General features: G+C 64.1%; 14 protein-coding genes. 9 read left to right on the top strand and 5 right to left on the bottom strand.

Annotation, left to right across the window (positions count from 1 at the left end; translation table 11 throughout):
• Positions 1-2: 2 nt before the first annotated feature.
• Complete coding sequence (locus NKI70_RS21950) at positions 3-545, bottom strand: hypothetical protein (RefSeq protein ID WP_352724900.1); 543 nt, start codon at positions 543-545, stop codon at positions 3-5.
• A 283-nt stretch (positions 546-828) separates the two neighbouring features.
• Here NKI70_RS21950 and NKI70_RS21945 point away from each other — a divergent pair, with 283 nt between their 5' ends.
• From NKI70_RS21945 to NKI70_RS21935, 3 genes are all read left to right on the top strand, one after another.
• Positions 829-1,287: a tRNA (cytidine(34)-2'-O)-methyltransferase gene (locus NKI70_RS21945; protein WP_023679484.1), complete on the top strand. Its 459-nt coding sequence runs from the start codon at positions 829-831 to the stop codon at positions 1,285-1,287.
• 170 nt (positions 1,288-1,457) lie between these two features.
• Positions 1,458-1,901 (top strand): redox-sensitive transcriptional activator SoxR, encoded by a 444-nt coding sequence (gene soxR / locus NKI70_RS21940; RefSeq protein ID WP_023679485.1) that lies wholly within the window; start codon positions 1,458-1,460, stop codon positions 1,899-1,901.
• A 119-nt stretch (positions 1,902-2,020) separates the two neighbouring features.
• Positions 2,021-2,371 carry a hypothetical protein gene (locus NKI70_RS21935; RefSeq protein ID WP_352724898.1) on the top strand — a complete coding sequence of 117 codons (351 nt, stop codon included), beginning with the start codon at positions 2,021-2,023 and terminating at the stop codon, positions 2,369-2,371.
• Between the two features lie 36 nt (positions 2,372-2,407).
• Here NKI70_RS21935 and NKI70_RS21930 read toward each other — a convergent pair whose 3' ends face one another.
• Positions 2,408-2,665, bottom strand: coding sequence for a hypothetical protein (locus NKI70_RS21930; protein WP_023679487.1), 258 nt, complete (start codon positions 2,663-2,665; stop codon positions 2,408-2,410).
• 103 nt (positions 2,666-2,768) lie between these two features.
• Here NKI70_RS21930 and hemF point away from each other — a divergent pair, with 103 nt between their 5' ends.
• From hemF to NKI70_RS21915, 3 genes are all read left to right on the top strand, one after another.
• The gene (gene hemF, locus NKI70_RS21925) at positions 2,769-3,683 is read left to right on the top strand and encodes an oxygen-dependent coproporphyrinogen oxidase (RefSeq protein WP_352456466.1); all 915 of its coding nucleotides are present in this window, start codon (positions 2,769-2,771) and stop codon (positions 3,681-3,683) included.
• Between the two features lie 257 nt (positions 3,684-3,940).
• Complete coding sequence (locus tag NKI70_RS21920) at positions 3,941-4,201, top strand: DUF1344 domain-containing protein (protein ID WP_023679489.1); 261 nt, start codon at positions 3,941-3,943, stop codon at positions 4,199-4,201.
• 280 nt (positions 4,202-4,481) lie between these two features.
• Positions 4,482-4,667: a DUF1059 domain-containing protein gene (locus NKI70_RS21915; protein WP_023679490.1), complete on the top strand. Its 186-nt coding sequence runs from the start codon at positions 4,482-4,484 to the stop codon at positions 4,665-4,667.
• Between the two features lie 3 nt (positions 4,668-4,670).
• Here the strand turns inward: NKI70_RS21915 and NKI70_RS21910 are convergent, their stop codons facing one another.
• Genes NKI70_RS21910 through NKI70_RS21900 form a run of 3 tightly spaced genes read right to left on the bottom strand, consistent with a single transcriptional unit; the run spans position 4,671 to position 7,211 of the window.
• Positions 4,671-5,939: a CCA tRNA nucleotidyltransferase gene (locus NKI70_RS21910; RefSeq protein WP_352568017.1), complete on the bottom strand. Its 1,269-nt coding sequence runs from the start codon at positions 5,937-5,939 to the stop codon at positions 4,671-4,673.
• On the bottom strand, positions 5,936-6,568 hold the full coding sequence (locus NKI70_RS21905; protein ID WP_023679492.1) for a CoA pyrophosphatase: 633 nt from the start codon (positions 6,566-6,568) through the stop codon (positions 5,936-5,938). The genes NKI70_RS21910 and NKI70_RS21905 overlap by 4 nt, the downstream gene beginning before the upstream one ends.
• A 13-nt stretch (positions 6,569-6,581) precedes the next feature.
• The gene (locus NKI70_RS21900; protein ID WP_023679493.1) at positions 6,582-7,211 is read right to left on the bottom strand and encodes a DUF1285 domain-containing protein; all 630 of its coding nucleotides are present in this window, start codon (positions 7,209-7,211) and stop codon (positions 6,582-6,584) included.
• 146 nt (positions 7,212-7,357) lie between these two features.
• On the opposite strand from NKI70_RS21900, the gene NKI70_RS21895 reads away from it, so the two are divergent.
• The 3 genes from NKI70_RS21895 to NKI70_RS21885 are packed head-to-tail and all read left to right on the top strand — an operon-like array spanning position 7,358 to position 12,095.
• A complete protein-coding gene (locus tag NKI70_RS21895) occupies positions 7,358-8,362 on the top strand; it encodes an AAA family ATPase (protein ID WP_023679494.1) in 1,005 nt (334 codons plus the stop codon).
• Positions 8,362-9,276: a DUF58 domain-containing protein gene (locus NKI70_RS21890; RefSeq protein ID WP_352568018.1), complete on the top strand. Its 915-nt coding sequence runs from the start codon at positions 8,362-8,364 to the stop codon at positions 9,274-9,276. Before NKI70_RS21895 ends, NKI70_RS21890 begins: the two co-directional genes overlap by 1 nt.
• The gene (locus tag NKI70_RS21885) at positions 9,273-12,095 is read left to right on the top strand and encodes a DUF4159 domain-containing protein (protein WP_352568019.1); all 2,823 of its coding nucleotides are present in this window, start codon (positions 9,273-9,275) and stop codon (positions 12,093-12,095) included. The genes NKI70_RS21890 and NKI70_RS21885 overlap by 4 nt, the downstream gene beginning before the upstream one ends.
• Position 12,096: the final 1 nt, after the last annotated feature.

Below are 12,096 nucleotides of genomic sequence, written 5' to 3'. Positions count from 1 at the left end.
GCTCACGCGGCACGCGAACGGACGAGGTGCCCAGACCGCATGGCGTCAAGGACCGGCGATACGGAATCGTCCGCCTCGCCGGTCCTGCTTCGCGCTATATAGGTTGTCGCGGGCCTTTCGCCGACAGTCTCGTTTGACGATGCTGACGACGTTTTGACGATCCGGATTTTCGCGCTGGTTTTTGCACCAGGCCGGATCAGCCTGATGATCCGGCGCACCAGCGACGGCCGGCTATAGTCCGGAACGGCGCGCGAGAAATCGACGTCCGGCAGCATGCCGCGATGCGGACGCCGGCGGGTCTCGGCGTGAACCGCCGACGAGTAGGTCTCGCCGATCAAAAGCGCCCAGGTCGCAGTCTTGCGCTCGTGCAGGCTTCTTGAGCCGGGTATTCTACATGGATCGAACATCGGTCCGTCCTCCAGTTGAAGATGCAGGTAGAAGGGTGAACCAACCCAGGCCGCGGGCACGCGCGGCGCGGCAAAGGTGGCATCGGTCGAAGCGTGTTCAGGTGGGGCGTTCAGCCCCTTCCACCGCTTGAAAAACATCGCAGGATTCCTTCAAAGGCCGAAAAAGGTTTCGGCGGGAATCGGTGCGATTGAAGTCTAGAAGGTCAGGAGAATCGTCGTACCGAAACCGCCGTCGGGCTGGTAAGCCCACGAGAGGGGTGGTGGATGTGCATGGCCATCATGAATTACCCCTCCATCGGTTCGGGTTGACAATGCTGGCCGTATAACCGACTTCGCAGAAAATGACCACCCGCCAGTCCAGGAATTTCCAAAACCGCGAGAGCTCTGTGGCTGATCTGCCACTTATTAGAAAGACGCGGAAATGAACGACCGTCTCCGCATCGCGCTCTATCAGCCTGATATCGCCGGCAACACCGGGACAATCCTGCGCTTCGCCGCTTGCCTCGGTCTCGGCGTCGACATCATCGAACCGGCGGGCTTCCCGCTCGGTGACCGGGCGCTGAAACGGGCCGGCATGGACTACCTCGAAATGGCGGCGCTGACCCGCCATGTCGACTGGCACGCCTTCGAGGACTGGCGCAAGCTTGCCATGCGGCGGCTGGTGCTGCTGTCGACCAAAGCAGCTGCCGCCTACACGGATTTCGCTTTTGCCGGCGACGACATTCTCTTGTTCGGCCGTGAATCCGCAGGCGTGCCGGACGCCGTTCACGAGGCGGCGGATGCGCGACTGATCATCCCGATGCAGCCCGGCGCGCGCAGCATCAACGTCGCGCTTTCCGTTGCAATGGTGGCGGCCGAGGCGATCCGGCAGCTCCGCTAGGATGTGTACGCGATCGCCGGCCGCAGCGACCAAGGCGTCATCCTCACGCAACACTGCGTCCTCTCCGGTCATTCTCATCCAGACGCCCATCGCCTTCTCCTGCCGTTTGCATCTTCGAGGCTTCTTCGCTACAAGCTCAACTTAACTTGAGGTCAAGCGGAAAATCGGAGATGGCTGCGGCAACGGAATTAACAGTCGGCCAGGTGGCGATGCGCAGCGGCGTGGCGGTGTCGGCGCTGCATTTCTACGAAGCACGCGGGCTGATCCGCAGCCACCGCACATCAGGCAACCAGCGGCGTTACGGCCGCGACGTGCTGCGACGGGTGGCGATCATCAAGGTAGCGCAGGAGGTCGGCATTTCGCTGGCCGAGATCGGCACAGCCCTTCGATCATTGCCTGAAGGCCGGACGCCGACGCGCGAGGATTGGAACCTGCTTTCGACGGCTTGGCGCGACGACCTCGACCAGAAAATTAGTCAGCTCAAGAAGCTGCGCGACGGGCTGAGCGACTGCATCGGCTGCGGCTGCATGTCGATCGACAAATGTCCGCTGCGGAATAAGAACGACAGGCTGGCAAGGGACGGCGCGGGCGCCCGCAGGCTGGTCGTGCGTTGAAGCCATGACGGTCTGGACGGGTTCAGCGAACTTATCCTGTCCGTTAGTCACTATACAGTCTTGTGAAGGTCATGTGCCCGTGCTTGATACGCCCCTGCAACTAACCTTGGGGGGCAGAATTGAAATTTGCATACAAGACTTACGCCGCGTTGCTTGGCGCCATTGTGTTGGCTGGATGCATGTCGAGCGAAGGTGAATGGAATACGGCAAGGACTTTGGTTCAGGGCAGTCCTGCCATGTATAAGAAAGTGCTTACGGAATGCATCAGGCATTCGGAGCAATCGCCTCTCAGTTCGAAGCAGGAAGCTGGCAAGATCATGAATGTCAGCGCAGCCGCGGCGCCACGTGTCTGGTGCGGAAGAACCGTGCGGGCCTTCGCGAATGGGCGCCTGACGTATGCCGAGATGAAACGAGCGCATCTTGGAACGGGCGACAGAAGCGTGTTTATCAAGATCGTTCAGGGCAGATGAACTAGCCCTGATACGTTCAGCCTCGAGACCGGAGCGTTAATCCGCCGCCGGCAGCCGCCTGATGGTGAATTCGATGACGTCGCCCGGCCGCTCGAACCAGCTTTCGATCTCGGTCCAATAGGCCTGCTTAGGAAAGCGCTCGAACCATTCCTTCGCCTTGAGACGAGCGTCCGAGCGCGGCAGCACGAAGGTCTCGCGCAGGAAGCCGTCGCGCGGCATGCGCGCGTTCTCGGCGCGCGAACGGTCGAGCCTCTTCTTCAGGCCATCCAGCGGCGGTCTTGCCGGGGTGCGCACGAAAGAACTACATTCACACTTGACCCTTGCACCCAAGAGATTAGGGATCGCGGCCGGAAAAGACGAGTCATTTGTCGGGCGCGCCCGCAACCGGAGACAGGATTTGCAACGACCCGAGATACCGGCGGGGCTGCCAGCCGACATCGAACAGAAGAAGACGAAGGCACGGCTGTGGTTCGAGACGTTGCGCGAGCGCATCTGTGCCAGCTTCGAGCAGATCGAGCAGGACCTGCAGGGGCCGCAGGCCAGCTGGTCGCCCGGCCGCTTCGAAAAGACGCCGTGGCAACGCGATGCCGGCAAGGGCGGCGGCGGTATCATGTCGATGATGCACGGCCGCGTCTTCGAGAAGGTCGGCGTCCACACCTCGACCGTCCACGGCGAGTTCTCGCCCGAATTCAGGAAGCAGATGCCGGGCGCCGAAGAGGACCCCTCCTTCTGGGCAAGCGGCATTTCGCTGATCGCCCATCCGTGGAACCCCAACGTGCCGGCCGTGCATATGAACACGCGCATGGTCGTCACCTCGCGCCAGTGGTTCGGCGGCGGCGCCGACCTGACACCGGTGCTCGACCGCCGCCGCAGCCAGGACGACCCCGACACGATCGCCTTCCACAGAGCGATGCAATTTGCCTGCGAGAAGAACGCGGCGATCGCCGACTACGTGAAATTCAAAGCCTGGTGCGACGAGTACTTCTACCTGCCGCACCGCGACGAGCCACGCGGTACCGGCGGTATCTTCTTCGACTGGCTGCATTCGGATGAGGACAATGGCGGCTGGGACGCCGATTTCAACTTCGTCCAGGACGTCGGGCGATCTTTTCTCGTCGTCTACGGACATCTGGTGCGCGCCAACTTCAATGACAACTGGACCGATGGCGACCGTGACGAGCAGCTCATCCGCCGCGGCCGTTATGTCGAATTCAACTTGCTTCACGATCGCGGCACCATCTTCGGGCTGAAGACCGGCGGCAATGTCGCCTCGATCCTGTCCAGCCTGCCGCCAGAAGCGAAATGGCCGTAAAATCTCGGTGAGCACGACGTGAGCCGCAATCGGGTCCAAATCCCCAGAATTTGACGGCGAATGTGGCGCAAGGCGCGCCAGAAAATATCTTTTTCGTCTAATATACCATTGTAAAGATTGGGCTATTTGTCGCGTCGGGCCGGGAAACGCCGGCGGTTCTTTACTCCCGAGAGCCGCGACCCGACGTGACCGGACGGCCCATGATTGAATGGGGCACCTTTCCCAAGCGGTGCCCGCATTTTCCAGGAGAGCATGCCATGCGCAAGCTTATTATGACCGCAGCCGCCGCTGCCGTTCTCGCCTCTGGTACTGCCGCATTCGCTGCGGTCAAGCACACCACCGGCACGATCAAAAGCTTTGATGGAACGGCGATGAGCCTAGTTCTGGATAACGGAGCCACCTTTACGTTGCCCCAGACCTTCAAGGATCCTGGCCTGAAGGTCGGCGAAAAGGTCCGCGTCACGTGGGATATGAGCGGCAAGGATAAAATTGCCGAGGCAGTCAAGATCGTGAAGTGATGTCCTGCCCGCTGGAGCAAGACGAGGTCTTACTCCTGGGTAGCGTAAGAGGGCGGAGCAGCGATGCTCCGCCTTTTCGCAACCCGATCACTAGAGGGCCGCGTGTCGGCTTGGACGCACGGCACTCTAAGGCAACCAAAACCGTTCGATCGTGTTATGCTAAGCTGGCCAGCGTGTAGCCCGGATACCGGACGCGGTTTCCGGATCGCGCAGTCAAAGGTCTGGAGCTTCCGTGTCATTGCGCGGCGCGGCGCTCCAAGGAGGAAATGAGGAGAAGCCGATGAAGGAATTCCATTGCGGGTCGCTCGTACCCGGCTGCGAGTGGCACACACGCGCCGAGGAGGAGGCTGAGGTCATGCGCCGTGCCGTCGAGCATCTGCGCGAGACGCACGGCGAGACGGTGATCCGCGAGACGATGATCGAGGCGATCCGCTCGCGCATCGAAAAGGTCCGCGACGCAGCGTGACAGTCAGGATTCGAGTGCCTCCGCGGCGCGCTTGAGCAGCGCGCCGCGATCAAGCGCAAAACCGGACTCGACCCATTCCTTTTCGAGATTCTTCAACGTTGCACCAAGCTTCGGCCCCGGTGATGCGCCAAGCGTCGTCAGATCGGCGCCCTTGACCGGAAAAACAGGGTTTTGCCATTTTGCAGCGAAGGCAAGCAGGCGCGAGAAGCCGCCGGCTTCGAGCAGTGCGTCATTGTCCTCGATCGCGCGGGCTCGAGCGGAAGCGAGCAACAGCCGCAACCGATCGACAAAGCCTTGGCGGTCGCCAAAATAGAGCCTTTTCGCCAACTCTCCTTCGGTCGTTTTCGGATCGACGGCAGCTGTGATCGCCCAATTCCGCAGCCGGCTTGCTTCGCTCACGGAAAGCCTCAATCTCTCGGCAAGCGTTTTCATGCGCGCGGCATCCGGCGGCACGATGGCTTCCAGCCTGAGCAGCGGGTCCGGCGCCCAGGCCAGATCCTTCTCGGTCTTGGTCAGCCCGTGGATGGCATCGATGCCCCATTTCTCGCTTTCCGGCAAAACGGCGGTCAGAACGCCGGCCTGGCGCATCCACAGCAGCGCCCGCGACGGATCCGGCGCCGACAGCAATTTCTTCAATTCCCACCAGACGCGCTCGACCGAAAGCTGGTCGAGCCCCTGCTTCAGCCGGGCACAAGCCTTCAACCCTTCGGCATCCGGCCTGCCATCGCCATACCATGCGAAGAAACGGAAGAAACGCAGGATGCGCAGATAATCCTCGCGGATACGCGCTTCCGGATCGCCGATGAATCGCAGCCTCCGCGCTTCGATATCGGCGATACCGCCGACCAGATCGACGACCGTTCCATCGGCCTCGGCATAGAGTGCATTGATAGTGAAATCACGCCGCTCAGCGTCGGCTTTCCAGTCGCGGCCGAACGACACTTTGGCGCGCCGGCCGTCGGTTTCGATATCGGCACGGAGCGTGGTGACCTCATAGGCCTTGCCGTGGCCGACCGCGGTGACTGTGCCATGCTCGATGCCGGTCGGTACCGTCTTGAAGCCTGCCGCCTCGGCGCGCCGGATGGTTTCCTCGGGCACCGTGGTGGTGGCGATGTCGATGTCGGCGACCGGCTGGCCGATGAGCGCGTTGCGCACCGCACCGCCGGCGATACGCGCCTCCTCGCCGCCATCAGTCAGAGCGGCGAGCAGGCGCTGCAGGTGGTGTTCGCCGAGCCACCCGGCCTTGCCCGCGATCGATACTGGATCGCTCACGAATAGAGCCTTTCATAAAGCGTACGGATGATGCCCGCGGTGACGCCCCAGATGCGCTGGCCGCCATAGGGCATCTCGTAATAGAACCATTCGAGGTCGTTCCACATGCGACTGTCTCTGGTGTGGTTGGCGGGGTCCATCAGAAAGCCCAGCGGCACCTCGAAGACGGCATCGACTTCGTCGGAATTCAGCGTCAGGCTGAAACCGGGCCGTACAATCCCGAGCACCGGGGCGATGCGATAGCCGCTGCCGGAAACGTAGTCCGGCAGACGGCCGATGATCTCGATGTAATCACTATCGAGACCGATCTCCTCGGATGTCTCGCGCAACGCCGCCGTTTCCGGGCTCGCATCGGTTGGATCGATGGTACCACCGGGGAAAGCCACCTGCCCCGAATGGTTGCGCAGCTTTTCCGCCCGCCTGGTCAAAAGGACCGTGGCTTCATGGCCATGATCGACCACCGGGATGAGCACGGCGGCATCGCGCAGCGCCTTGGCCAGCTTCAGCCTGGGATGGCCCGGATTGAAGCGGTGGTCGCCAAAATCGTCGCCGGCATGCGCCAGCGGCTGTGCCGCGACGCGCTGGCGAAACCCGGCAGCGGAAAACGGCAACGGCATCACCTGATCCATCATAGGCGGTCCATCATGCGCTCAGCCGTTTCAGTTTCTCAGCCGGCATGATTGGATAGACCTCGCCTTTGGAACGGACGGCAAACATCGTCTTGCCACCGATGTCGATCTCTTCGCCGTGCTCGACCAATTCGTACATCACCGGCCGTGCCACCAGCGCCTCCAGCCGCCCGCGCACCAGCACATAAGGCTTCAGGCCACCTGTCTCGTCCTCATCGACGAAGCGCAGCGGGTGTCCCGCCCCAGCCTCTACCACGTCGCCGACATTGGTGCGAAAGGTGACGATTTGTCCGTCGCCGGCGCCCGACACGTCCATCTCGACGGCAATGAAGGGCGCGTCGGCGACGCGGATGCCGACCTTTTCCACCGGCGTCACCAGGTAGGTTCTACCGTCCGCGTCCTTGCGCAGCACTGAGGAAAAAAGCTGCACCAGCGGCATCCGGCCGATCGGCGTTCCCAGATAGAACCAGGTGCCGTCCTGCTTGATTTCCATGTCGAGATCGCCGCAAAATGCCGGATTCCAGCGTTCCACCGGCGCCGGCCCCTTGCCAGCGCGCGTCGCGCGCGAGACCAGCGCCTCCAGCCCGCGCGCCTCGGTCGCGGCCGTCAGCCTCTCTTCACGATGGTCGGCGGCTTCCGTCATGGTCACGAAATAGTCACTGTTGTTCCGCTTGTCAGCCTAAGTCTGTGATTTAAGTTCATTGCAGGCGCCATGCGAGGCCGAATCGCGGCATTCTCTGCGGCACCAAGGTGCCAAGCGGAATTTCCAACCAGAAGGATCGATGCTGCATGAGCGTTATGATCAAGGAAAGCCCGATCAGCGAAAAGGACATGGTGGCGCAGGCCGAGAAAGCGCTGGCCGACATTTCGAGGGTCCGTGACGGCGTCGGCCGGGTCATTTTCGGCCAGGAAAGCGTCGTCGAGCGCACGCTCGTCGCATTGCTGGCCGGCGGCCATGCACTGCTGGTCGGCGTGCCCGGCCTCGCCAAGACCAAGCTGGTCGAAACGCTGGGCATCGTGCTCGGCCTCGATTCGCGCCGCATCCAGTTCACGCCCGACCTGATGCCATCGGACATTCTCGGCTCCGAGGTGATGGAGCAGGATGAATTCGGCAAGCGCTCCTTCCGCTTCATTTCCGGGCCGATCTTTGCGCAACTGCTGATGGCCGACGAGATCAACCGCGCCTCGCCACGCACCCAGTCGGCGCTGCTGCAGTCGATGCAGGAATACCACGTCACCATTGCCGGCGTGCGCCATGATCTGCCGTCACCGTTCCACGTCCTGGCGACGCAGAACCCGCTGGAGCAGGAAGGCACCTATCCGCTGCCGGAAGCGCAGCTCGACCGCTTCCTGATACAGGTCGATATCCTCTACCCCGAGATCGAGGCGGAGCGCCGCATCCTGCTGGAAACCACCGGTATCGAGGATGCCAAGGCTGAAAACGTGCTGCAGCCGGCGCGGCTGAAGGACATCCAGACGCTCATCCGCCGTATGCCGGTGCCGGAAAGCGTCGTCGAGGCGATCCTCAAGCTGGTGCGCTCAGCGCGCCCCGGCCAGGGCAACGCCGATACCGACAAGTACGTCGCCTGGGGCCCAGGCCCGCGCGCCAGCCAGGCGCTGACGCTGTGCACCCGCGCCCGCGCCCTCTATGACGGCCGGCTGGCGCCGTCGGTCGACGACGTCCGCGCGCTCGCCGAGCCGGTGCTGCAGCACCGCATGGCGCTGACCTTCGCCGCCCGCGCCGAGGGCACCACGGTTCGCGATGTTGTGGCGAAGCTCGCGAAAGGGATTTGATGGCGCGCATCGGTGAAGCGCAGGCACCGGCAGCGACGCGCGATGCGCTCGCCAGAGGCCGGTTGCGGGCTTCGTTGGTGCCGGACCTGCTGGTCGAGGCGCGCCGCATCGTCAACACGGTAATTGCCGGCTGGCATGGCCGCCGCAAGCGCGGTATCGGCGAGAATTTCTGGCAGTTCCGGCCCTATGTCGAAGGCGATTCCTCGCGCATTGACTGGCGCCGTTCCGCCCGCGACGATCACACCTATGTCCGCGACCGTGAATGGGAGGCCGCCCACACGGTGTGGCTTTGGGCCGATCCCTCGCCTTCCATGCTCTACAAATCGACCGGAGCCAGCGTTTCCAAGGAATCGCGCGCCCTGGTGCTGGCGCTGGCCATGGCCGAGCTTTTGTCGCGCAGCGGCGAGCGCATTGCCTGGCCGGGCCTGACCGACCCGTTCACCGCCCGCAATGGCGCCGAGCGCATCGCGGCGCAACTGATGCACGCCGCCGACCTGCCGGCAAAGCCCGACCTATCCGGCATTCGCCGGTTCTGCGACATCGTCCTCGTCAGCGATTTCCTCGACCCGGTCGAGGACACCATGGCGTGGCTGGACGTGCTCGCCCGCCACGGCGTGCGCGCCCATCTGGTCGAGGTCGCCGATCCGGCCGAGGAAAGCTTCCCCTATGCCGGGCGCACCGAATTCACCGATCCTGAGACAGGCGACAAGCTGACCGCCGGCCGCGCCGAAATGCTGGGCGAGGAATATCGCCTGCTTTATGCCGCCCGCCGCCAGGAACTGGCCGCCTGGTGCAAACGGCTTGGCTGGAGCTTTACCGTCAATCATACCGATCGCCTTGCCTCCGAGGCGCTGGTGCGCATCCACATGGCGATGACCGCCGAGGGCAGCTTTGCCGGGAGGGCCCGCGCATGAGTTGGCTGCCGCTCTCCTTCGGGGCGCCGATGGTGCTGTGGGGCCTGCTGGCGCTGCCGGTGATCTGGTGGCTTCTGCGGCTGACCCCGCCCAGGCCGCAAGCCGAGGTGTTTCCGCCGCTCAGGATTCTCGCCCGCGTGCTGAGGCGCGAAGAAACGCCGCAGCAGAGCCCTTGGTGGCTGACGCTGCTTAGGCTGCTGATGGCCGCGCTTGTCGTGGCAGCACTTGCCGAACCGGTCTTCAATCCGCGCGAAAAGCTGCCGGCCGAGGGCGCTGCCCTGGCGCTGGTGATCGACAATGACTGGGCAAGTGCCGCCGACTGGGGCAAGCGCGTCGCCACCGCCGAGCGGCTGATCGCCGATGCCAATTCGAACGGCGTGCCGGTGCTCATCGCTTTCACCGCCGAGAAGCCGAATGCCGAGATCGGTCCCTTCGATGCCGCTGCCGCGCTCGACCGGCTGCGCGCGGCAAAGCCGCGGCCGATCCCGACCGACCGCCCCGCCGTCTATGCCCGCGTCGCTTCAGCCTTGGAGTCGCTGCCTGGCGCCAGCGTCGCGGTGCTCGCCGATGGTCTGGCGGCGCAAGGCGACGAAGCCGCGTTCAACACGCTGTTGTCGAAGAACGCAGCACGCGTTGTCTGGGCCGTCTCCGACCGGCTGTCGCTGACCGGCCTGACCGGCGCCGACAACCAGGTCGACGGCTTCGCCCTGACCGCCATCCGCGCACCGGGCGATCCGGCACCTGCACAGGTGACGGCCGGCGCCTTCGACGACAAGGGCCGCCGCATTGCCGACGCGACGCTGACCTTTGCCCCGGGCGGATCCACCGCCACCGGCACGATGGCCGTGCCGTTCGAACTGCGCAACGACTTCGCCCACGTCGCGCTCGATGGCGAGCGCCAGGCCGGTGCCGTCCGCGTGCTCGATGAGAGCTCAAAACGCCGCCGCGTCGGGCTGTTGTCGCAGGCCGAGGCCGACCAGGCGCAACCGCTGCTGTCGCCGCTCTACTACATCCGCCGCGCCCTGCAGCCGTTCGCCGATCTGGTCGAGCCGTCGAGCGTCGATCTCGCCGACGCGATCCCGCAACTGCTCGACCAGAAGCCGGCGATGATCGTCATGGCCGATGTCGGCACCATTCCGGAACAAGCGCGGCAAAGGCTGGTTGACTGGGTCGACAAGGGCGGCACGCTGGTGCGTTTTGCCGGTTCGCGGCTGGCCGCTGCCGGCAATGACGACGACCTGCTGCCAGTTCGGCTGCGCACGGGCGAACGATCGCTTGGCGGCGCGCTGTCATGGACGGCGCCGCAGCCGGTCACCGAATTCCCGAAAACCGGTCCCTTCGCCGACCTCGCGCCGCCCACCGAGGTCACCGTCACCAGGCAGGTCCTAGCCGAACCGACGCCCGACATCGTCGAGCGCACCTGGGCTACGCTTGCCGACGGTACGCCGCTGGTGACCGGGATGAAGAAGGACAAGGGTACCCTCGTGCTGTTCCACGTCACCCCCGAGGCGACGTGGTCCAACCTGCCGATCTCCGGCAGCTTCGTCGAGATGCTGCGGCGCATCGTGCAATTGTCGCGCAACCAGGGCGCGGCTGTCGCCAATGCCGAGGCCGCCGCCACGTCGCTGGCACCCTATCGCATGATCGCCGCCGACGGCACGCTGGTGCCGCCGACGCCGGATGCCAGGCCGCTGGTGCCCGGCGCCGGCCCGCTGCCGGTGACGCTGGAAAACCCGCCCGGCCTCTACGGCTCGGAAACGGGAGTGTTCGCTCACAATCTGCTCGGTGGCGACAGCGCGTTCACGCCGCTGGCCCGGCCTGATATCACGGTGCCGGTCACCACCATCCAGTATGCCTTCGACGAACAGCGCAACCTCAAAGGTCCGCTTGTCACGGCCGCCCTGGTGCTGATGGTGCTCGACACGCTTGCCGTATTCTGGATGGGCGGCCTGTTGTCGCGCCGGCCGCGCCGTGCCGGCGCTGCGGCGACGGCAGCCGTCCTGCTGATTGCGCTCGGCGCCTTGATTGGCCACGCGGACGTCGCGCGTGCCGACGACGCCAAGCCGGGAGATACGGAGGCGATCGGGGACATTTCAAAGACCCGGATCGCCTATGTGCTGACCGGCGAGCCGGGTGTCGATTCGATCAGCCGCGCCGGGCTCGAAGGCCTGACCCGCTTTCTTATCGAAAAAACCGCGCTCGAACCCGGAGCACCGGCCGGCGTCGACATCTCGAAGGACGAACTTTCCTTCTATCCGCTGATCTACTGGCCGATCGATCCCTCGGCCCCGATGCCCAGCGAGGCCGCCATCGCCCGCATCGACGCCTACATGCAGCAGGGCGGAACGGTCTTGTTCGACACCCGCGACCAGTTCGCCAATGGCATTGGTGCGGATTCGACCAGCCCGGCGACGGAGCGGCTGCGCGACATCCTCGGCAACCTCAACGTGCCACCGCTTGAACCGGTGCCGTCGGACCACGTGCTGACCAAATCCTTCTACATCCTTCCGGAGTTTCCTGGCCGTTTTGCCGGCAGCCCGCTTTGGGTCGAGGCATCGCTCGAAGCCAGCAACACCGAGAACCGCCCGGTGCGCACCGGCGACGGCGTTTCGCCGATCATGATCACCGCCAATGATTTCGCCGGCGCCTGGGCGGTCGACGAGAATGGCGACCCGCTATTGCCGACGGTGCCGTCGGATCCGATGCAGCGCATCTATGCGCTGCGCGCCGGCGTCAACATCATGATGTATATGCTGACCGGCAACTACAAATCCGACCAGGTGCACGTCCCGGTGCTGCTCGAACGGCTGGGGCAATAGA

This window comes from Mesorhizobium sp. M0500, assembly GCF_040321165.1.
In the GTDB taxonomy this organism is placed as follows: domain Bacteria; phylum Pseudomonadota; class Alphaproteobacteria; order Rhizobiales; family Rhizobiaceae; genus Mesorhizobium.
This window is presented reverse-complemented; position numbering and strand designations above follow the sequence as displayed.